Here is a 22,335-nt window from a genome sequence, read left to right as displayed (position 1 = left end):
ACAAAAGGGCGAAGCCATATATGGAAGAAGGTTTAGGCGAGCTGGTATCAGAACCAAGTGCTCAGGAAGCTTTGTCCCGGCACTCAAGGATTATCCCCTCATCACGAGGTATACCAGATAGGCCAGGTAAATGAGCAGGAATATCACCCCGTTCAGGCGGTCGATGGTGTTTCTCCTGCCGAAGGGCATCGCCAGGATGAGGAGGGTACTCGCAAAGATCATCATCACGATATCGGAATTGCTCATCACGTTAAACGGGAGCGGGCGGATAAGGGCGCTGACACCCAGTATCCAGAGAAGGTTAAAGATGTTGGAGCCAACCACATTACCCACCGCTATGTCGATATTGCGCCGGTAAGCGGCCATGGCTGAGGTGAACAGCTCCGGCAGCGAGGTGCCGATGGCCACCACAGTAAGCCCGATAAACGACTCGCTGAGCCCAAACGACTCGGCCATATATACAGCACCGTCTACCACCCATTTTCCTCCCAGAAACAAACACGCGATCCCTAATAGGATGAGCAGCACCGACTTCCAGACCGTCATAACAGCCGTTTCGGAAGAATGTGCCAGCACTTCCTCTTTATTTGTCTTGGCGACGTGGTAGATGTAGACCATAAACAGCACGAAGAAGAAGAGCAGGATGCCTCCGTCCAGGCGGCTTATATATAACTCTTCGCGGTTATGCAGCAGGGTGGCATTCGCAAGAAACCCTACCAGCAGCGTCGCGATGAGGGAAAAGGGCAACTCGTTTAAAATAGTGGCCTTCCGGATGGGCAGCGGGCAGATGATAGCAGAGACCCCTAGTATGAGCAGCAGGTTGGCCACATTGCTCCCGAACACATTTCCTATTGCCAACTCAGACTGCCCCTGCACACTTGAGAGAATGTTGACGATGAGTTCTGGCATGGAGGTGCCAAGTGAGACGATTGTCAGACCCACCACCATGTCGGAGATGCCGAAACGCTTTGCGATGGAAGTGGCGCCTGTCACCAGCACATCGGCCCCTTTTATCAGTAAGATGAACCCAACAATGAACAGGAAGTATATAAGCATAGCAGGAAGCCGGCATATCCGGCTTGATTATGTATGAAAGGGATGTGCGAAAGGTTTAAAAAAGATGGCTGCCCATCGCCTGAAGCTCTGAGCAGCCATATATACCGTAGGTACAGCGCGGTTGTAGAACTACTGCATGTTATGATAAACCGCCTGTATGTCGTCGTCTTCCTCGAGGCGCTCGATCAGGTTCATGACCTCCTCTTCCTGCTCCTCGGTCAGCTCGGTTCTGGTGGTGGGGATACGCTGCACATCGGCACTAATAACCTCCAGGCCTTTCTCCTCCAGCCCTTTCTGCATGTTCCCGAACTCCGTGAAAGGCGTTTCGATGATGATCTCGCCCTCGTGCTCATATATCTCCTCGGCGCCGAAGTCAATCAGCTCTAACTCCAGGTCCTCGAGGTTCACGCCCTCCGCCGGGATCTTGAAGATGCCCTTGCGCTCGAAAAGAAAGTCCAGCGAGCCGGTTTTGCCCAGCGAGCCGTGGCCTTTGGAGAAGTGCATGCGCACGTTGGCAACGGTGCGGTTCAGGTTATCGGTGGCGCACTCTATCACCACCGCAATGCCGTGTGGAGCATAACCCTCATATACTACTTCTTCGTAGTCTTTCTCTTCTTTGGAGGAGGCTCTCTTGATGGCCGCCTCAATGCGGTCTTTCGGCATGTTCACGCCTTTGGCGTTCTGGATGGCCGTGCGCAGGCGGGAGTTAGTGTCGGGGCTTGGGCCGCCTTCCTTCACCGCCATCACTATCTCTTTGCCGAGGCGCGTGAAAGCCTTCGACATTTTGTCCCAACGTTTAAACTTACGGGCTTTTCTGAATTCAAATGCTCTTCCCATGGTATGAGTTACGTGTGTAGTGCAAAGTTAGGCAGCTTCCGGGTAAATTGGTAGCGGTTTGATTGTTGATTGCCAGTTGTTAGTTGTTAAATGGCTAATTGTTTAATGGCTGAGCTTTTAAATTACTGCTTTCTGATTGTCTGTTTAGTTGATATAGCATTGTTAAAGAGCATGATGTATAGCCGCCTAACAATTTGACAATCAACAACCAGCAATCACCAAAACAACAAGCTAACGCTTACTTCCTGGCTGGAGGGTGAAAGTCAGTGATGTGCAGGCGATGCTGGCAGAAGCTGTACTCGTGCAGGATGTTGGAGGCTACAATGATGAGGCGGCCTTCCTGGTTCTGCGCCACGTGCTCCTGGTACCAGGCCACCCCTTCCTGGTCCAGGTTGGTGGTAGGCTCGTCGAGCAGCAGGAGCGTGGTGTCAGAGTAGATGGCCAGCCCCAGTTTCAGGCGCTGCTTCATGCCGGAGGAGAAATCCTTTACAAACTTGTTGCGGGACTTCTGCAGGCCCATGCGGTCTACCAGTTCGGGGTGGGAGAGGCGGTGACGCAGCGGCTTGAACCGGGTGTGGAAGTCGATGAGCTCCAGCAGCGTGAATTCCTCCACCAACTCCAGGTACGGGGCCGTGAGCGACAGGTGGCGGTACGCCTCTTCGGCTGCGATTGCCTGGCCGCCTGCTATATATAGGATTTCGCCCTCGCTGTGCAGGTTGTGCCCGGCAATGGTCGTAAGCAGCGTGGACTTCCCGGACCCATTATGCCCTAAAATAGCATAGGAGGTGCCTGCCTCAAATTTGTAAGTCAGGTTCCGGAAAATCCACTCGTAGTTATAGCGTTTACCTAAGTTGCTTAGGTTAATTTGCATCTTTGGCGAAGTAGCTCTTGATGATACCGCGGCCGGAGTTGCGCACAAAATTCAGTATCTCGTCGCGCTCTTTGCTTGGGGCGAGTTCCAGTTCGATCTTGTCGAGGGCTTCGGTATAGTTCAGGCCGCTCATGAACAACAGGCGGTACACATGCTGAATGTCGTTTATCTGCTCGCTGCTGAAGCCCCTGCGGCGTAACCCGATCGAATTGATACCGGCGTACGTAAGCGGCTCGCGCGCTGCCTTCACATAAGGCGGCACGTCTTTACGGATCAGGGACCCGCCGGACACCATGGCGTGCGCCCCGATCTTCACGAACTGGTGTGCAGCACTGGAACCGCCGATGATGGCATAGTCGCCCATCTCCACGTGCCCGCCCAGCTGCACGGCATTTACCAGGATGCAGTTGTTGCCGATGATGCAGTCGTGCGCAATGTGGGCATAGGACATGATGAGGCAATTGTTGCCCACAACGGTGCGCATCTTGTCGATGGTGCCGCGGCTGATGGTGACGCACTCTCTCACCACCGTGTTGTCTCCAATCACGGCGGTGGTGTCCTCGCCGGCAAACTTCAGATCCTGCGGCACAGAGGAGATAACCGCGCCCGGGAATATCTTGCAGTTCTTGCCGATGCGCGCCCCTTCCATGATGGTCACGTTCGGCCCGATCCAGGTCCCTTCCCCAATCTCCACGTTTTTGTAGATCGTGGAAAAAGGCTCCACTACAACGTTATGCGCGATCTTAGCCTCTGGGTGTATGTATGCTAATGGCTGGTTCATGCGTCTTTTTTTACTATGCTTGCCGACATTTCAGCTTCCATCACCAGTTGGCCTGCCACAAAGGCCTGACCGCTCATTTTGGCAATGCCGCGCTTAATAGGCGCCAGCAGCTCACATTTAAAGATGATTGTATCGCCCGGAACCACTTTGCGCTTGAAGCGGCACTTGTCTATTCCCAAAAAGTAGGGCCAGTAATCTTCCGGGTTTTCTACGGTGCTCAACACCAGAATACCACCCGTCTGAGCCATGGCCTCAATCTGGATGACGCCGGGCAGCACAGGGTTCCCGGGGAAGTGCCCCTGGAAAAACGGCTCGTTCAGGGTTATGTTCTTAACGCCGGTGACGGTGGTTTCGTCTAAGTGGATGATTTTATCGATCAGCAGGAAAGGGTAGCGGTGTGGCAGCGTGGCCGCAATCTGGTTAATGTCCATCACCGGCTTTTTCTTCGGATCATAGGTAGGCACGTTCTTGATGCTCGCCTCGCGTATCATCTTCTTCACCTTCTTGGCAAAGGCAATGTTCGCGGCATGGCCTGGGCGCGCTGCCAGGATCTGCCCTTTAATTGGCCTTCCGATCAGGGCGAGGTCGCCCATCAGGTCCAGAAGCTTGTGGCGCGCGGGCTCATTTTTGAATCGCAGGTCCGTGTTGTTCAGCACCCCCTCTTTTTTCACCTGCACCTTCGGCTTCTTCAGCAGCTCCGACAGGTAGGAAAGCTCTTCGTCCTTCACTACACGGTCCACGATCACGATGGCGTTGTCCAGGTCGCCGCCCTTGATCAGGTTCTGTTTGTAAAGCGCCTCCAGCTCATGCAGGAAAACGAAAGTGCGGCAAGGGGCAATCTCGCCCTCAAACTGCTCCATGTTGGTGATGGAGGCGTGCTGGCTGCCCAACACGGGGGAGTTGTAGTCTACCATGGCGGTCAGGCGGTAATCGTCTAACGGCAGGGCCACGATCTCCACGCCACGGCTCTCGTCTTTGTAGGTGATACCAGAGGTGATTTCGAAGTAATTGCGGAGCGCATTCTGCTCCTGCATCCCAACGCGTTGCAGCGCCCGCACAAACTCAATGGAGGAGCCATCCATGATCGGGGGCTCCGGGCCGTCCAGTTCAATCAGCACGTTGTCGAGCTGCAGGCCAACCAGCGCGGCCAGCGTATGCTCCACCGTGTTCACGCGCGCGCCGTTCTGCTCAATGGTAGTTCCCCGCGATAAGTCCACCACGTAGTCTGCATCGGCAGCCACAGTCGGCTGCCCGGGCAGGTCAATGCGCTGAAACTTGAAGCCGTGGTTAACGGGGGCAGGCTTGAAAGTCATGTTAGAAACTACGCCTGTGTGCAACCCAATACCCGATACGGTGACCGGTGCTTTAATGGTATGCTGTTTATCGTTCATGCACGTATCTTAGTCGTGTTAAGTGCTTGCCTCAGAATAACAACAGCGGCAGCCAAACTGCTGCCGTCGTTATAAAAAGCAGGGAAGGGGCTGTTAAACCCATTACCGTTGCAAACTTAAGATTTTATATAAGCTATTACCACTTTTTATTCGGAAAGTAGCTTTGGAAGGAGAGCCTGGCAGGTTAGTTGGTGCTTTTATCTTTCAGGAGGAGGTCGAGGTCGCGCTGCAGCTCCGGCAGTTTGCGGAAAACCGTCATGGCGCGCAGATTCTGCTTGTAATCGAAGGCCGGGGACCCCTGTATGATCGTGCCTGTCTCTTTCACGGATTTTGAAACGCCTGACTGTGCGCCCACGGTTGTTTTGTCGGCAAGGGATATATGGCCCACGATGCCCACCTGCCCCGCAATCACGCAGTTGTTGCCTATTTTGGTAGAGCCGGAAATACCGGTCTGCGAGGCGATCACGGTATGGCGGCCCACCTCCACGTTGTGGGCAACCTGCACCAGGTTATCAATCTTCGTGCCCTTTCGGATGAGCGTGGAGCCCATCGTGGCGCAGTCTATGGTGGTGTTGGCTCCCACCGAGATATCGTCTTCCAGCACCACGTTACCTATCTGCGGAATGGCTTTGTAGGTCCCGTCCGGCTGCGGCGCAAAGCCAAAGCCGTCGCTGCCCAGTACCGCGCCCGCATGTATGGTGCAGTTGCTGCCCACCACGGTGTTGGTATATAGCTTAACGCCGGCGAACAGGGTGGTGTTGTCGCCTATCTGCACATTATCGCCTATATATACCTGCGGGAAAATACGCACATTGCTTCCTATTTTGCAGTTATGGCCTATATATGAAAAAGCACCGCGGTAGTGGTTATCGCCTATCTGGCTTCCATCTCCCATAAAACATGGCTCTTCAACCCCGGTTTTGGAGGCAATCAGGGCCGTCTGGTAATACTGCAGGAGCGTAGAGAAGCTCGAATAGGGGTCTGTAACCCGTATAAGCGCGGCGGAAACGGATTTCTTCACTTCCAGCTTATCCGATACAATCACAGCGCTGGCGTTAGTGGAATACAGGAAGTGCTCATACTTTGGGTTCGATAGGAACGCAAGCGCACCCGGCCCTGCCTCTTCAATTTTGGCTAAAGTGCTGACTTTAGATAAGTTGTCTCCTTCTATTGTGCCCTGCAGCAGGTCAGCTATCTGTTGAACAGTAAATTCCATTTTGTAAAATTAGGGCAAAAACTTAAAAGGCTAATGCTTTGGGGCTGCAAACTTAACAAAAAACTCTGCCGCATTAACAGTAAGACAGCTTATATCCTATATAGGGTTGCAAGGGCAGGGGTAATCTTTAGAAGGTTTATATCTGAAAGCTAATGCAAGAGGCATTTGGGGCGGCACAGAGTGAGGCTCAGAAATAAATGCCAGCAGATTAATAAATTGCTATATACCGTAGGCACGAAGCCAAAGCTTGCAACATAAGCAGAGGGTAAACTATAACTTCCTAAGCTCATGACTTTTCAAAATAATGCATTGGGTTTCAGGAACCCATAGTCACTTCGGTTTGCTACCATGTTGAATACTTTTACATTCGAATACTGATTTATATGCAAAGCTGAAATAATTTTATCTTTGTCTTCTTCAGATACCCTGATGCCGAAGTGTAAAGTTAACAAGCAAGACTTTTCAAAAGGAATCAAGTTATCTGGATATTCTCTCATATTGAAATATATAGCCCTTATCTCTTTTTCATACTTCCAAACACTTGATTTCAAATAAGCCAAGTATATAAGCGGCTCAACGTTTCTGTCAAAGTGGTTAACAAAAATCTTCTTCTTAGTATACCTGACGGGCATAGGTAAGTACCCTGAGAAAGTATTGTATCTAAAGCCTATACAGACTCCTGTATGGTTTTTAGCATAGTGACTCCACAGCAGGTAATTTTTGTAGTCCTGAGAAAAACAGGCTACACCAAAATTTTCTCTATATTTTATCAAAGTGCGAGAAGCAATGTCTTGAAAGTGCTTAGGATTGATTGCTACTCTTCTGTTATACATGGACTCAAGTTCAACCTTATCAAGGTGCGGTCTACTCCTAAGCAGAAAGTTGATGAAGGCTTCGCGGTCACAATCAAAGTTGATGATTGAAGTATCCATATCAAACGGGTCGTTGAATGAAGATGGATTACTAAACCTTAACTTAGCTCCTTGTAAAATCAGTAAAGCAGATTCTGCTGACGTGTAGTGATAATGAGTTGTGGGTATCATAGAATTCAATAACCCTAACCTGCTGAAGCTCTCCTTAACTCGTTCAAAATGTTGATCGTTATTGTAAGCCATAGCTAATATTTCATCCTGCTTAACTTAATATGAACATATATGATTTACAGTTAATCAGTACACAAATTTTGCTTTATTTCAAGGCAAGTGTTTACAAAGTCCTACTTTAGCATATGCTGCATAATGTAAAGTCGAGCTTATGAGGTTAAAGGTTGTTAACGAGCTTGAATCCCTAACTAATATTTTAGCTTTAGGAGCAAGAAGGCCCTAATTATAAAATGGGGTGTAAGTGTAAAACAGCTCAACAGATTACAGCGCGGCCACCTCTTTTGGGTAACACACGTAGTATTTCTCCACCTTCGTGCTCAGCGCCCGGATGCTGGGCAGGTCAGAGGCCTCGGCCACATCCACCACATAGCCGGATTTGGTGAGCATGTTGATCGTCTGGCCTTCCACATCGTATGCGTTATTGCCTATTTTGCCGGATATCATCAGGTACTTTACCTCCTCCTCGTTTACCCCAAACCGCTCCTGCACCAGCTCACTTATGCCCAGCAGCATTTCCTCTTCAATGGGCTTACTGGAGATAATCACCTTAAAGAGCCGCCGGTTCAGGATGCTGTTTGCCAGGAAGGACAGCACCTTGTCGGGGTGCGAAGCCCAGAGTTTGATCCCACCCCATATATCATGGTCGTCCAGGCTCACGAAGCGTTCCAGGATGGTGTTATCCTGTTCAAAGTCCTGCATGGTGAGGTCGGAGGCCAGGAAAAAGCGGAGACAGGGGCTGGCAGCTACCTCCACGCCCTGCTGAAGCAGCTCGCGGGCCCGCTGCACGGCCCGCAGCACCATGTTCTCTGCGCTGATCACAGTTTTGTGCAGGTACACCTGCCAGTACATCAGGCGACGGCTCACCAGGAAATTCTCGATGCTGTAAATGGCTTTCTCCTCGACCACCAGTTGGTCATTGGCCACATCCAGCATCTTAATGATACGGTCGGCCCCGATCTTACCCTCGTATACGCCGGTGTAAAAGCTGTCGCGGTTCAGGTAGTCCAGGCGGTCCACATCCAACTGGCTCGATACCAACTGGTGGAAGAAGCGGCGCTCGTACTGATCGGTGAAGATAGCGATGGCTAAACTCAGCCTGCCGTCGAAGGCATCGTTCAGCATATGCATGATGTGCAGCGAGAGGTCCTCGTGGTGCACGTTTTTGAAGATGGCTGTTTCCAGCGCGTGCGAGAAAGGACCGTGTCCGATGTCGTGCAGCAGGATGGCGATCAGCGACGCCTCGAGTTCTTTATCGCTTATTTCGTTATTCTTACTTTTCAGCGTCTGCAGGGCCGTGTTCATCAGGTGCATGGCCCCCAATGCATGGTGAAAACGCGTGTGGAGTGCCCCCGGGTACACCATTTCCGTTAGCCCCAGCTGCTTAATACGCCGCAGCCGCTGGAAGTAAGGGTGGTTGATGATATCGAAGAGAAACTCGGAGGGCACGGTGATGAAACCGTAGACAGGGTCGTTGAGTATTTTTTTCTTGTTCACGGAAACAGTTGGTTTGATTGTTGAGTGCTATGTGTAGCTGGGCTGGTGCAGTATTTAACTGTATCTTTGGCGTATGGCCGGCCTTGTCCGGCGATATTAAAGTATACCAGAATGGCATCTGTTGCTGCCTTTTCCGTAAGTCTAAGTATATACACTTAGCGTTTCAACCGGGTGGCCATCTAACAATCAACTAAATTAAACTATGCAAAGATACGATATTTTATGGGCGGATGACGAGATAGATTTGCTCAAGCCACACATACTGTTCCTCGAGGACCGTGGCTATAACATCACGCCTGTCAACAGTGGCACCGATGCCATTGAGGTGTTTCAGGAGCGTACCTTCGACCTTGTGTTTCTGGATGAGAATATGCCCGGCATCAGCGGACTCGAAACCCTGACCGAGCTCAAGAACATCCGTCCGATGGTGCCTGTGATCATGATTACCAAGAGCGAGGAGGAGCACATCATGGAAGAGGCCATCGGTTCGCGCATTACTGATTACCTCATTAAGCCGCTTAACCCGAACCAGATTCTGCTATCGGTGAAAAAAGTGCTGGATAACAAGCGCCTGGTATCAGAGAAGACGAACATGAGCTACCAGCGCGACTTCCGCACGCTGGGCATGGCTTTTGGCGAGCGCCTCAGCCCGCAGGAGTGGGCCGATATATATAAGAAACTGGTATACTGGGAGCTGGAGATTGACGAGACGGAGAACAAGAGCATGGCCGACGTCATCAACATGCAAAAGGACGAGGCAAACTCCAATTTCGCCAAGTTCATAATGGAGAACTACGAGGAATGGATAAATAATGACTCGGACGACGCCCCGCTCATGTCGCACCAGCTGTTCAGGGAGCGCGTGTTCCCGATGATGAAGGAATCTGACCGGCCAGTGTACTTCCTGCTGATCGATAACCTGCGCTACGACCAGTGGAAAGTACTGGAGCCACTCATTTCCGATTACTTCACGGTGGACCAGGAGGAGATGTTCTACTCTATCCTGCCTACCACCACTGCCTACGCCCGAAACGCTATCTTCTCGGGCATGCTCCCCACCGAGATCGCCAAGAAATACCCGAACATGTGGGTGGGTGACGACGAGGAGGAAGGCAAGAACCTGCACGAGGCTGATTTCCTGGATATCCAGTTCCAGCAGAACCGCATGACGGAAAAGCACAGCTACCACAAAATAACCAACCCGGCCGCCGGAAAGGACCTGCTCTCCAAGTTCAGCAACCTCGACAACAACAAGCTGAACGTGATCGTGTACAACTTCGTGGATATGCTCTCGCACGCCCGCACCGACAGCAACATGGTGCGTGAATTGGCGCCGGACGAGTCGGCTTACCGCTCCATCACGAAATCCTGGTTCCTGCACTCGCCGCTCTTTGAGACGCTGAAGATGATTTCCGAGAAGAAAGGCCGCCTCATCATCACCACCGACCACGGCACGATCCGGGTAAAGCGCCCGTTCAAGATCATCGGCGACCGTAACACCAATACCAACCTGCGCTACAAGCACGGTAAAAACCTGGGCTATACCGATAAGGACGTTTTCACGGTGCGCAAACCGGAGCGATTTTTCTTGCCAAAGGCCAACGTTTCCACTACGTTTGTGTTCGCAATCGAGGATTATTTCTTCGCTTACCCGAATAACTATAACTACTACGTGAATTTCTACAAGGATACCTTCCAGCACGGGGGCATTTCACTGGAGGAAGTCATTATACCGTTTGTCACACTTTCTCCGAAGAATGGCTAGCACCGGAACGCATAAAGCAGAATTCAAGATGTCGTCGTTGGCTGATGTGCCGGCGGCGGCTTCTGTGCTTATAGCGGCAGCCGGGCAGGAGCTTATTCTCCTGTTTGAGGGTCCGATGGGTGCGGGCAAGACAACTTTGATCAAGGAAATTTGTTTGCAGCTGGGTGTACAGGAGAACGTCAGTAGCCCTACCTTTGCGCTTGTGAATGAGTACGAGGCCGCAGGCGGGAAACTTATTTACCATTTTGATTTTTATAGGATAAATGAGGAACGGGAGGCGCTTGACATCGGCGCGCCCGAATATTTCGAGTCGGGCAGGCTGTGCCTGATTGAGTGGCCCTCGATGATACCCCATTTGTTGCCGGAGCATTACCTGCTCGTAAAGCTGCAACCTGCTCTTGATGGCGAGGTGCGCACCATGACCATAAACCAAGTATAGTATGACGGAGAAGTTAGCCGTGGATTTAGCGAAGTTAGCTACAAGCCGCGCCCTTTACCCAAAGGAGTCGATGCTGGCAGTAGAAGAGAGGCGCCGCAGCTTGTTTATCGGCATTCCCAAAGAGTCTTCGTTCCAGGAGAACCGCATTGGCCTGACGCCCGACGCGGTAAAGCAGCTTACTGACCAGGGCCACCGCATCTTGCTGGAGACAGGCGCCGGCAGCCCATCCAAGTACTCCGACCATGAGTATTCCGAGGCAGGCGCCAAAATCGTTTACTCCCCCGAGGAGGTTTACGAGGCGAACATCATCCTGAAGATAGCGCCGCCGACCTACGAGGAGGTGGAGTACCTGCGGGCGGGGCAGACGCTGATCTCGGCGCTGCAGTTCGGCAACCTGACAGTAGACTATATAAACGCCCTGCTCAACAAGAAAATCAACGCTATCTCCTTCGAGCTGATCCGCGACAAGTCGGATGCCAAGCCGGTGGTGCGCGCCATGAGCGAGATTGCAGGCAGCACCGTGATGCTGGTGGCGGCGGAGTACCTGAGCAGCAGCAGCGACGGCAAAGGCGTTATACTGGGCGGCATTACCGGCGTGCCCCCCAGCAAGGTGGTGATACTGGGGGCAGGTACGGTGGCAGAGCATGCTGCGCGCGCCGCTTTTGGCCTGGGGGCCGAAGTAAAGGTGTTCGACAATCATATATATAAACTGCGCCGCCTGAAGCAGAACGTGGGTACGCAGCTGTTCACCTCCACGCTGGACAAAGCAGTGCTCTACCACGAGATAAAACAGGCCGATGTAGTAATTGGCGCCCTGGTGGCGGAAGAGGGGCAGATCACCTATATGGTGGAGGAGAGCATCATTGCGCAGATGAACCCCGGCTCTATTATAATTGACGTGTGCATTGACCAGGGGGGCTGCTTTGAGACTTCGGAGCTTACGTCTCATTCCCGCCCGGTTTACCGCAAATATGACATCATCCATTACTGCGTGCCGAACATTCCCTCTCGCGTGCCCCGCACAGCCTCGCAGGCGCTCAGCAACATCTTTACCCCCATCTTCACAGAGTTCTCCAAATACGGCGGCATCAACGAGGTGCTGTTCATGAACGAGCACTACCGCAGCGGCGTTTATATATACAAGGGCAGCCTCACCAATGGCCATATTGCCAAAAGATTTGGCATGCGTTATAAAGAGCTCGGGCTCATGATCGCGGTAAGAAATTAAACATCCTAAAGACACAGGACACCAAACTTATCTCTACACCCGCCCCGGTGGGTGTTTGTGTTTAACTGCGTAAATTAGCGTCTTTAAAATTGGCTAAGATCAAGGTGCATAAGGGAGCAGCATCAGAAGCCACCAAGTTGTAGGTCTGCTCCAGGGGGCCTGAAAGCTACAAAGCTATATAAGTCGCCAACTGTAAGAAGCTATATATAGCTGCTGAGCAACAGTACTTTCCATGCGTCCTGTACCTGGTTCTCATCCAAAAGTTTTTTTCCAAGCATTTCCAGCTCCTGCCGCAGTACCACCGGTTCGTGGCCGTGCTTTGCGAGGATATAAGCTACCAGCGGGTTTGTCCTGAAAGCGTCCACTTCCTGCCTTGCAGGTATTTTTTCAGTGTTGCCGAGCCGACCCAGGTTGTTGCCGGTAAGCAGGCTGCTGTTGCGGATAAACTCGGGAAGCTGGTCTACGCCCATACCCTTGGTGCGAAGCGGCTTAGGCAGTTCAAAAATGGCCTCTTTCGTGGCATGTAAATAGTAATCGCCGCCCATGCGGGCCACAGCATCCAGTTTAAAAGGATCGACTTTCCCGTGCTCGTCTAAAATACGCTCGTTTACGTGCAGCAGCAGCACCTCGCACAGTACCAGGTTGCCTGCGCCGCCCTCCGAGCCGAGTTTTAGCACGTCCGTTACTTTGCATTCGAAGGCAGCAGGGGCTTCTTTTATCCGGGGGGGCTTGACGTGAACCGACTTCTCGGGAGTCAGGCCTGCTTTCAGGAATTCATTCACGCCTGCGCCATACTCCGTGCTAGCCAGCGACATCTGCTCTACCATCTCGTAGTTGCCGATGTTAACGACTACCTCTTTCGTGGCCAGTATGTTTTGCAGCGTGTGCTTGCTGCTATTGTCGCGCATGCGGCTCAGGGGCGAAAAAACCAGGACAGGCGGCTTCGCGCTGAACAGGTTGAAGAAGCTGAACGGGCTCAGGTTTACATTCGCATCAAGGTCAATGGTGCTGGCAAACGCGATGGGGCGGGGTACGACGAGGCCGGACAAGAGTGCGTACACTTCCGATGCCTGCGCCTGCTGCGGATCTATTGTTTTCATCGAGGAGACGGATGCTTATAAAATGCCATCAAAGCAGGTTTGCTGGCAAAGGTATAAAACTATACATCATTTCGCTATAGCAGAAGCTGCTGCTGCTGTCCGATGGTTTGATTATCAATGAAATAGAGGAGAGATGCCTGAAGCTGTTGCGGTATTCAAGCCTTTTTTCGTTTTGCTCATTCGGCTGTAACAAAAGATGAAGGGAGCGAAGGAATAAATTCCCTACTTAAACAACTTGCACCTGAATTTTCCATTTTATGCGACTTCAACCATGCTTAAACATTGGTTTTCCCTCTGCTTCCTTTAATCGTTCATATAGATTTGATAAAGTATTTTATTTAATAATATCCTGACTATTAGGAGATAATATATTTTTTAACAATAACATTGTTGTTAACAGGCTGTATGTCAAATATTTATATTATGCTTGTGTTATTCTTTAATTTAATTTAACATTACATATATACTTTAAAGAATGTATTTCGTAAGATATGGTTATCTCAAGGATTTTATTAATTAATTGTCTTTAGATGCCTTTAGAGAAAAAACTGCAAATCAAACCTAACTATGCTTGCACCACTTTCACTAATGTTTATCCTATAAACTAACGAATGAAAAGAATCTTATTCTACGCTCTAACTCTATTCACCCTGTTTTCTTGCAACAAAAGGAATTTAGCCTATTTCAGTGACGTACCGGAGCAGGCAATATATAGAGAGAATATCAAGAACACTATAGAACCCACAATACAAACAGACGATATTTTAGGAATCACTGTCAGTAGTTCTAATCCGGAGTCGAATGTGCTGTTTAACACTTCTGGTGGCGGGCGGTCTGTTGCGCGGGCCATGGGTGGCGCTATGACGTATGAAGAGAATGCTGTCAATTCCGGCTACTTGGTTGACGCAAGCGGCTATATAGATTTCCCGGTGCTGGGGAGAGTGAAGGTGGGGGGGCTGACTAAACAGCAGGTAAAAGCGAAACTGATCAGCGAGCTCAACAGGTATGTTAAGGAACCAACGGTGAACATTCGTTTCCTGAACTTCCGGGTTACGGTTATCGGAGAAGTCAAGAACCCAAACACGTTCACCATCCCATCAGAAAAGATCAATATGCTGGAGGCGCTCGGCCTTGCCGGTGATATGACGCCATATGGGAAGCGAGACAATGTATTGCTGATAAGGGAAGTGGATGGTGTCAGGAGCTTAACCAGAGTCAATCTGAATTCGAAGGATGTACTCAATTCCCCTCATTTCTACCTGCAACAGAATGACGTATTATATGTAGAGCCAAACAAGATTAAGGAGGCGCAGGCTACCACAAATACAAGGATTGTGTCTTATATTCTGTCAGCCATATCCGTTACAACACTCATAATCTATAGGTTATCAAATTAAACTTCTGTGGGCATGGATCAAAGAGAAATTTCTGCTTTTGAGTCAGATCAAATTGATTTGAAGAGTATACTCACCGGGTACCTGAAATACTGGTACTTGTTTATAATCACTACGCTACTATGCGTGGGTGGAGCCTATGTATACCTGCTTCATGCTACACCTGAATACTGGGTGAGCAGTACCTTGCTGCTGAAGGATGAAGAGAGTGCCCGCCCAACATTCGATTTGTCAGACCTTACCGGTGCAAACATACTCCAGCCGAACAAAAAAGTCGAAAACGAGATTGTAGTGCTGAAGGCAAAGAGCCTGATGCAGCGCACCCTGGAAGAGCTGGAACTGTATACCAGCTATTTTGTGGAGGATGAGGTGAAGTACGTAGAGATATACGGGGAGGAACTCCCGGCAAAGGTGATCGTGAGTAAATTAGATGAAAGTGCTTACAACAAAGTCGTCACCCTGCATATAAAGGACAACAGTAGCTTCGAACTGGTAGAATTCGACGGGAGCAGAACTTCGCACAAGTTCGGTCAGGAAGTCAACAAACCATATGGCACCTTTACGGTGGTGATGGCGGCGGCGGCTGTTACCCCTGATTCCCCAAAGAATATTCTGGTCAGGTTCAACGACATGAGAAAGATGGCCATCTCGTATAGCGGCAGACTTGACATAGCACCCGTGAACAAAGAAGCTAACGTTATACGGATCGGCTTGATAGATGCCGTGCCGGAGAAAGGAAAGGACATTATTAATAAACTCATTGAAGTCTATAACAAGGAGGATGATGAGGAAAAGAATCTGATTGCCGCGAATGCCATAGACTTTATAGACGAGCGCCTAAAATTGCTTACTGCCGAACTGACTGATGTCGAGAAGAACGTGGAGCAGTACAAACGCAAGAATGAGGTGACTGACATAGGCTCCCAGGCGAAAATGTACCTGGAGAAAGCCAGCGACTATAACAGGCAGCTCACGGACTGGGGCATCCAGATTGATGTGCTTGAGTCGATTGAAAGGTATCTTAGCAACCAGCAAACGCAGAATGAGTTGGTGCCAAGCACGCTGAATATCCAGGACCCAACGCTTTTAGGGCTGATTAACAAATTTAATGAACTGCAGCTGGAGCGTCAGCGGATGCTAAGGACAACACAGCCAGACAACCCTCTTGTACAAGGCATGAACGACCAACTTGCGAACCTGCGCCTGAACATCCTTGAGAACCTGCAGAACATTAAAAACAGCCTTATCATAACACGAGACCAACTGCAGGCAAATTACGCGCAGTTCGAGTCGAGGGTGCAGGAAGTACCGTCTATTGAGCGCGATTTGCTGGAGATAAACCGGCAGCAGGGGACAAAGCAGGAGCTCTACCTGTACCTGTTGCAGAAGCGGGAAGAGTCTGCCTTGTCGTTGGTGGCAAACGTTTCAAACTCCAGGGTTATTGATGCCGCTACCGCCGAAGAGGAGCCTACTCTGCCTAAAACAAAGCTAATATATTTGCTCGCTGTTTTACTGGGCTTAGGCTTGCCGTTTGCCGGCATCTATCTGAAGGGTGCCCTGAACGATAAGATACAGGGTGTCCGGGATATAGAATTGGCAACTTCTGCCCCTGTATTAGGGGAGATCACCTACAAGAAAACACGTCATCCGCTTGTCGTGACCCATGATAGCAGAACGACTGTGGCGGAGCAGTTCCGGCAGATCCGGGCAAATCTACAGTTCGCTTTCATTGGCAAGGAGAACAGGGTGATTCTGATAACGTCCAGTATGAGTGGCGAAGGCAAGACATTCTTCAGTTTGAACCTGGGTGCCAGCCTGGTACTGACTGGCAAGCGAGTAGTCGTGCTTTGTTTTGATTTAAGGAAGCCTTCGCTGTTGCAGAGCCTAGGTCTGCCAAACGACGAAGGCATTACGAATTACCTGATGACTGATACGGTGGCGATGGAAGATATCATATATCCTTCCGGCACACTACCTGATTTGTTCGTGATTGGTTCGGGGCCTACACCGCTAAATCCGGCAGAACTGATGCTGCTCCCGAAAGTAGGTAAGCTGTTGGAAGAACTTAAAGAAGTGTTCGACCATGTCATCATCGACACCTCGCCAGTCGGGCAGGTGGCGGACGCGCTTGCCTTAGCGCCATATATCAACTCCACCATCTACGTGGTAAGGAACAACTACACGTATAAAAAGCAGATCAGGATTATAGATGACATCTATAAAAATCAGAAGTTTAAGCACCCGATGATTGTGGTGAATGGGGCTAAAGTTGAAGCCGGTTATGGTTATGGCTATGGCTATAAGCAGACACCCTCATCAAACCAGAACCGCAGCAGGAAAGTAGAGGCATAAGATTGCAGAGGCCTGGTGTTCCTTAGAAACTTCTCCAAGGACTTATACCCCGGCTTCATCAGGTTAGGCTTAAATTGATTATTAACAGAACTATCGACAATCGTCAGACACAAATGGGGCCTCATAATATCAAAGGGAAAATTGTAAGTGGCGTATTCTGGAATGTGTTGCAGTTAATCATCAACAAGACTTTTTCCTTTGCAATAAAGTTGGTCCTGGCTAAGTTTCTGTTCCCGGAGCAGTTTGGCCTGGTGGGGATGGCGGCTGTGTTTACTAGTTTTGTTCAGGTTTTTAACGAACTGGGTATCGGAGCTGCGCTCGTGCAACGCAAGGATGAGCATCTGCGCGACTCTCATTTCTATACCGCTTTCTGGACAGGCGTTGTATGGTCAGTTGGTATTTTCCTGCTCATTACCTTTGTTGTTGCGCCCTTAGCGGCTAATTTTTATAATGAGCCTTTGCTCAGGAGCATTATCCCTGTTCTAAGCATTGGGGTGTTGTCAAGTCCGGTCAACTTGGTGCACAGGGCCCAACTTACCAAGAAGATGGATTTCAAGAAGTTAGCCTTTATTGGCAATGCCTCTACTATTTTTGCCGGTGCAGTTGCCCTTGTACTCGCTTTACAGGGAGCTGGGGTATGGTCCCTGGTGTTCAATTCAGTGGCGTCATTTGTCATTGCCATGCCGCTTTATTTCAGGGCTACCGGTTGGATGCCGAAGTTGATATGGGAGAAGCAGGCTTTTAATGATATTTTCGGATTTGGCATCTATACTACCGGCACGAGCATTCTGAACAACCTGTTGTATAACTTAGACTACCTGCTGATCGGTAAACTTGTCAGTGCCAGCGCCCTGGGTGTTTACACCTTCGCTTTTGTACTAACGGATACATTCAGGAATCAATTCACAATTATGATGAATAAGGTGATGTACCCGGTATATGGCAGGCACCAAGACGACCCTGGGCTGCTTAAGAAATATTACCTGAAGGTAGTGACCTACAACAGCCTGATTATATACCCGATCATGGTGCTCCTTATCATTCTGGGGGAGCCGCTGATTCTTAACTTCTTTGGGAGCAAGTGGGAGGAGTCTATACTGCCTATGAAAATCCTTGCTCTGTCTGTTATGGTCCACATGTTGGTGAGTGGGCACGCCTCCCTGCTGAGAGGACAGGGCCGGCCAAAGCTGGAACTGAAGCTGCAGTTTTTCAAGGCTGTTTTCTTATATGCTCCGCTAATTACATTAGGTATATATAAGTACGGCATCGTTGGGGCATCTTGGGCCTGTGTGGCCTACAAAGTGCTGGAGGTTATTCTGATCCAATACTATCTGAAAAAGGTTGTGGATATATCCATCAAAGACATCCTCACGCACCTAAAAGTGCCTTTCATCGCAAGCGCTGTGTCTTTTGTGTTAACAAGCATGCTTTATCTTGCAGGTGTTCATTATTTAATATGTGCTATGGTGCTGGGGCTTACTTACACAGGCATTGTTGTAATGTTGATGCACGAAGAGTTAATGCTTCAGTACAGGGAATTAAAGAAAGGTAGGGTGAAGCAGGTCGCCTAAGGTATACCGTGCAGCAGCAATTATATGCCTAATTGTGATTTGCCTCCTCCACTTAAAAGCAAAAGGCAGTTTTGCAGGAAGGCTTTTTTATAAAAGGAAGTTTTAAATAGAAACATGGATGAGCTTACAGAGTAGCAGTATACCCTTGGTTTCAGTTGTTATACCCTGTTATAACTGCGAAGAGTTTATTTGCAGGGCCGTCACAAGTGTTTTAGGCCAGGCATACCCGTCCGTTGAATTGCTCCTAATTGACAATAACTCAACAGATGGGACTTATGCGCTTCTGAAGGATTTGGAGAGAAAGCATCCGGATAAGATCACTGTCTATTCAGAGAAAAGCAAAGGGGCCTGTGCCGCCAGGAACCACGGGTTATTTAAGTCTCGAGGTGAATGGATTCAGTTCCTGGATGCCGATGATCAGTTGCTCCCTTCAAAAATTGAGTCCCAAATGCAGGTGGTTTCTGTTGGGAAAACCGATGTTGTAGTCAGCGATTATCTCAAGCTCGGTGCTAAAAGCGGGCAGAGTACTCCCAAAGAAGTTATTATTGAGGACGACCCATGGCTTGGTGTCATTAACTCCACGCTGGGGGTAACCAGTGCGCTCCTATGGAAAAGGGAGAAATTAGTAGCTGCGAACGGCTGGAGTACGGAGCTTAGTTCTTCGCAGGAATATGACCTGCTCTTCAGGTTGATGAAGGAAGGAGCCACTATACATGTTCTTCACCAGGCGCATACGGTTATATATGGCCGCCCAGAATCAGTGTCCAGAACTGCAAGTGCCGGTAAGTTGTTCCAGATACTTTATAACAGGTATGATCTAAGGTGCAGGATATATACTTTTCTGAAAGAAAACAACCTCTTGAAAACAGAGTACAAGCAACAACTGCATGCATACCTATACTACCACCTGTTGCTGATCAGTGAACTGAACATGCCTTATTTTAAGGAGCAGGTGAAGAGCAAAGGCTTTAAAGAAATTGGTTTAGTTAATAAAACAAAAGCTTTTTTGAATTTTATCAGGCACAGTTCTAAACGTAAACATGGTTATTCAAACGCGTTCCTGAAGATAGCTGAATGGCAGTACTTTTTCTGTAAGAATCTTTATCTTTTAAAGTTTTGATGCTTTATGCAGGACCTAAATTGCAGGCAATCACTATAAAGAACTCATATTTTAAAGTATTTTAGATTATACGAAGACAATATACAAGCTTTTTACGAATTGGCTAATCAATTGTCTGATACCAAATGAATCAAGCCTGTTGTTGGAGAGGTTGTGGTAATCAAAATGCGTTTAATAAGGGGAAAGTTAAAATCCGCTGATGTTATATAGAAGAGATATTGTAATTTTTCGCAAAGCATCAGATGTTTGCATGGTAGACTCGATACTCCTTGCAAAAGCGCTTCAATAGACTTATGAATTATTCGTCAGTATTGATTTTATGCTACCGAAAGAGGTGCTGTTTTTGAAGAGTTCACACTTGCGCCGGGTTCTTGTAATTTTCACCCCAGAGGCTGACAAAATGGTCACCTATTACTGAGATAAATCGTGTAGAGGCATGCCATGCAATAAGCGCAGCAATCTGCATTGAGACGACGGTTTTTTCCTTAACATTTAGCGCCAAATCGCATATCAGAAAGTACTCGATAAATAACGCAGTATCTGTCCTTTAATTTTACCCTATGACTTACCAGCCATTTGTTTCTATCATAATCCCGACCTACCATGATTGGGCGAGGTTAGCCCTGTGCATACAGGCGCTCCATCACCAGACATACCCTAAAGATCGTTTTGAGGTGATCATCATCAACAACGACCCTGGTGATCAGGTGCCTGAAGGGTATGCTCTGCCGGATAATTTCAAACTGATCGGCGAAGGCAAACCAGGTTCTTACGCCGCCAGAAATGCAGGGCTAGCGCTTGCAAGGGGAGAGGTGGTTGGCTTCACTGATTCAGATTGTATTCCCCATCAGAACTGGATAGAAAGTGCCGTCGACATGTTCAGTACTGGTAATGTTGACAGGATTGCCGGTAAAATAGAGTTGATATATGCAGACGAGAAGGCGAAAACCTGGGTCGAATTATATGAAAGCATATATAGCTTCAATCAGAAAAGGGCCGTGGAGGTGCTTAAGGCTTCCGTTACCGCAAACCTGTTTGCCAAAAAGGAGCTGTTTGAAAAGGTGGGTGGGTTCGATTCAGATAAAAAGTCCGGTGAGGACATTGGCTGGAACAGAAGAGCCAACGCTTATGGTTTTAATCTAATATATGGAGACAAGGTTATCATTAATCACCCGGCACGGAGCACCTTTAAGGAGTTCAGAAACCAAAAGCTTAGGGAGTTTGGCGGGAAAAAGGAGTTTAGGCTCAGGAATGCAAAGGGAATAGTCAAAAATCTGCTATTTCTCCCTTACCTGTTTTATAAAATTGTGATCCATAAAACGATTGGTCTCTTCTCACAGACAAAGCAGCTTTCTGTGGTGGAGAAAGTAAAGGTAGCTGGAGTGAACCTGTATCTTTACCTGATTATTGTACCTGAGTTCTTCAGACTGCTATTCGGAGGTAAAAGAGTAAGATAAAATTAAAACGATGGGAACATGAGGATTTTAAAAATTCTATTCAGCAGTGACAAGGGCGGTGTGTTGGCATATGAGGTTCAATTTATCAAAGAATTTAAAAAAAGGGGTATTCAAGTTGATGCTGTCATAATTGGAGAGGAAGAACAGGCAAAGGTCTACCAGGGCATTTGCGATATAATCTATACTGTGCCTTACCTTGACGCACAGTTTGCCGGGTCTCCCTTTCATATCATGAACTCACTCCTAAAAGCTTACACTTACGGTTACAGGTATTCTAAGTATCTGATCAGTCAATTCAGCAGTGACGTAACATATGATGCCATCATCTACTGCAGACCAAATGCAATCCATTTAGCAGGGTTATTAGCGAGGCATTTTAGCTGCAAAGGGGTATGGCACCTCCCGAACACTGTTAACCGTAGAGTGGCTAAAAGCTATTATAAGCTGTTTTGTGAAAAATATAACATCATCTCGGTCGGGAACAGCGCTTATACAAAAAATACGCTGGGGAAGCAATGCAAGCACATCGTGTATATGGGGTACGATGAGAAAAGGGTGCAGGCAAGCAGTCTTAGCTTTAGGACAGAATTAGGTATCGCAGAAGACGCGCTTGTTTATGGTATCGCGGCAAGGCTGCACCGGGCTAAAGCCCAGGATATAGTAGTAGAAGCTTTTGTTAACTCCCATATACCAGAAAACGGCGGCCATTTGTTAGTCGCGGGAGGGCCGCTGGATTCTGAGTTTTCAAAACAGGTATATAAAGCGGCTAAAAATCTGGCAGGCAAGCAAGTACATTTCTTAGGGGAGGTAAACGACCTCCCGAAATTTTACTCCAGCATTGATGTTGCGATCAACGGGAGAAGAAATGTGGAGCCCTTTGGTATAAGTGTGGCTGAAGCATTAGGTGCCGGTAAACCTGTGCTAGCTTACTACCTGGGTGGGCCGTCTGAAATGATACAGCATGAAAAGAACGGCTGGCTTGTTGATGCCCCAACGGTCGAGGCATTTAAGAATGGCTTTAACAAATCGTTAGAGCAGAAGGCCAGTTGGATCGGGATGGGGGTATATGCAAAGTCATGCGCTAAAACATATAGTGTTGCAGAGAATGTAGATCGGCTTCTTGACATCGTAGCCTCTGAAGATATCCTAACTCATTAAAT

18 protein-coding genes are annotated in these 22,335 nt (G+C 48.8%); 9 read left to right on the top strand and 9 right to left on the bottom strand.

The window, feature by feature from the left end:
- Positions 1 to 90 precede the first annotated feature (90 nt).
- The 8 genes from ABD920_RS18825 to ABD920_RS18790 form a co-directional block, all read right to left on the bottom strand.
- Entirely contained in the window at positions 91 to 1,056 is a 966-nt protein-coding gene (locus tag ABD920_RS18825) for a calcium/sodium antiporter (RefSeq protein WP_345161110.1), read from the bottom strand.
- Between the two features lie 129 nt (positions 1,057 to 1,185).
- Positions 1,186 to 1,893, bottom strand: coding sequence for a YebC/PmpR family DNA-binding transcriptional regulator (locus ABD920_RS18820; protein WP_345161108.1), 708 nt, complete (start codon positions 1,891 to 1,893; stop codon positions 1,186 to 1,188).
- Positions 1,894 to 2,131: 238 nt separating this feature from the next.
- Positions 2,132 to 2,764: an ABC transporter ATP-binding protein gene (locus tag ABD920_RS18815; RefSeq protein WP_345161106.1), complete on the bottom strand. Its 633-nt coding sequence runs from the start codon at positions 2,762 to 2,764 to the stop codon at positions 2,132 to 2,134.
- Positions 2,754 to 3,545, bottom strand: coding sequence for an acyl-ACP--UDP-N-acetylglucosamine O-acyltransferase (lpxA, locus tag ABD920_RS18810; RefSeq protein ID WP_345161104.1), 792 nt, complete (start codon positions 3,543 to 3,545; stop codon positions 2,754 to 2,756). The genes ABD920_RS18815 and lpxA overlap by 11 nt, the downstream gene beginning before the upstream one ends.
- Entirely contained in the window at positions 3,542 to 4,936 is a 1,395-nt protein-coding gene (locus ABD920_RS18805; RefSeq protein WP_345161102.1) for a bifunctional UDP-3-O-[3-hydroxymyristoyl] N-acetylglucosamine deacetylase/3-hydroxyacyl-ACP dehydratase, read from the bottom strand. Before ABD920_RS18805 ends, lpxA begins: the two co-directional genes overlap by 4 nt.
- A 184-nt stretch (positions 4,937 to 5,120) precedes the next feature.
- Entirely contained in the window at positions 5,121 to 6,152 is a 1,032-nt protein-coding gene (gene lpxD / locus ABD920_RS18800; RefSeq protein ID WP_345161100.1) for a UDP-3-O-(3-hydroxymyristoyl)glucosamine N-acyltransferase, read from the bottom strand.
- A gap of 296 nt (positions 6,153 to 6,448) precedes the next feature.
- A complete protein-coding gene (locus ABD920_RS18795; protein WP_345161098.1) occupies positions 6,449 to 7,267 on the bottom strand; it encodes a DUF2971 domain-containing protein in 819 nt (272 codons plus the stop codon).
- 249 nt (positions 7,268 to 7,516) lie between these two features.
- Positions 7,517 to 8,749: an HD domain-containing protein gene (locus ABD920_RS18790; protein WP_345161096.1), complete on the bottom strand. Its 1,233-nt coding sequence runs from the start codon at positions 8,747 to 8,749 to the stop codon at positions 7,517 to 7,519.
- A gap of 202 nt (positions 8,750 to 8,951) precedes the next feature.
- Here ABD920_RS18790 and porX point away from each other — a divergent pair, with 202 nt between their 5' ends.
- Genes porX through ABD920_RS18775 form a run of 3 tightly spaced genes read left to right on the top strand, consistent with a single transcriptional unit; the run spans position 8,952 to position 12,181 of the window.
- The gene (porX, locus tag ABD920_RS18785; protein WP_345161094.1) at positions 8,952 to 10,514 is read left to right on the top strand and encodes a T9SS response regulator signal transducer PorX; all 1,563 of its coding nucleotides are present in this window, start codon (positions 8,952 to 8,954) and stop codon (positions 10,512 to 10,514) included.
- Positions 10,507 to 10,953, top strand: a complete 447-nt coding sequence (tsaE, locus tag ABD920_RS18780; protein WP_345161092.1) for a tRNA (adenosine(37)-N6)-threonylcarbamoyltransferase complex ATPase subunit type 1 TsaE — start codon at positions 10,507 to 10,509, stop codon at positions 10,951 to 10,953. The genes porX and tsaE overlap by 8 nt, the downstream gene beginning before the upstream one ends.
- A gap of 1 nt (position 10,954) precedes the next feature.
- The gene (locus tag ABD920_RS18775) at positions 10,955 to 12,181 is read left to right on the top strand and encodes an alanine dehydrogenase (protein WP_345161090.1); all 1,227 of its coding nucleotides are present in this window, start codon (positions 10,955 to 10,957) and stop codon (positions 12,179 to 12,181) included.
- Between the two features lie 200 nt (positions 12,182 to 12,381).
- Here the strand turns inward: ABD920_RS18775 and ABD920_RS18770 are convergent, their stop codons facing one another.
- Entirely contained in the window at positions 12,382 to 13,281 is a 900-nt protein-coding gene (locus ABD920_RS18770; protein ID WP_345161088.1) for a flavin reductase family protein, read from the bottom strand.
- A gap of 611 nt (positions 13,282 to 13,892) precedes the next feature.
- Between ABD920_RS18770 and ABD920_RS18765 the strand changes: the two genes are divergently transcribed.
- The 6 genes from ABD920_RS18765 to ABD920_RS18740 all read left to right on the top strand — a co-directional run bounded on the left by ABD920_RS18765 (position 13,893) and on the right by ABD920_RS18740 (position 22,333).
- Positions 13,893 to 14,678: a polysaccharide biosynthesis/export family protein gene (locus ABD920_RS18765; RefSeq protein ID WP_345161086.1), complete on the top strand. Its 786-nt coding sequence runs from the start codon at positions 13,893 to 13,895 to the stop codon at positions 14,676 to 14,678.
- 12 nt (positions 14,679 to 14,690) lie between these two features.
- Positions 14,691 to 17,027, top strand: a complete 2,337-nt coding sequence (locus ABD920_RS18760; protein ID WP_345161084.1) for a GumC family protein — start codon at positions 14,691 to 14,693, stop codon at positions 17,025 to 17,027.
- A 74-nt stretch (positions 17,028 to 17,101) separates the two neighbouring features.
- Positions 17,102 to 18,598 carry a lipopolysaccharide biosynthesis protein gene (locus ABD920_RS18755; protein WP_345161082.1) on the top strand — a complete coding sequence of 499 codons (1,497 nt, stop codon included), beginning with the start codon at positions 17,102 to 17,104 and terminating at the stop codon, positions 18,596 to 18,598.
- A gap of 145 nt (positions 18,599 to 18,743) precedes the next feature.
- On the top strand, positions 18,744 to 19,718 hold the full coding sequence (locus ABD920_RS18750; RefSeq protein ID WP_345161080.1) for a glycosyltransferase family 2 protein: 975 nt from the start codon (positions 18,744 to 18,746) through the stop codon (positions 19,716 to 19,718).
- 560 nt (positions 19,719 to 20,278) lie between these two features.
- Entirely contained in the window at positions 20,279 to 21,175 is an 897-nt protein-coding gene (locus ABD920_RS18745; protein ID WP_345161078.1) for a glycosyltransferase family 2 protein, read from the top strand.
- A gap of 18 nt (positions 21,176 to 21,193) precedes the next feature.
- Entirely contained in the window at positions 21,194 to 22,333 is a 1,140-nt protein-coding gene (locus ABD920_RS18740) for a glycosyltransferase family 4 protein (RefSeq protein ID WP_345161076.1), read from the top strand.
- The last annotated feature ends 2 nt before the right edge of the window (positions 22,334 to 22,335 follow it).

It is taken from the genome of Pontibacter saemangeumensis, from assembly GCF_039541895.1.
In the GTDB taxonomy this organism is placed as follows: domain Bacteria; phylum Bacteroidota; class Bacteroidia; order Cytophagales; family Hymenobacteraceae; genus Pontibacter; species Pontibacter saemangeumensis.
This window is presented reverse-complemented; position numbering and strand designations above follow the sequence as displayed.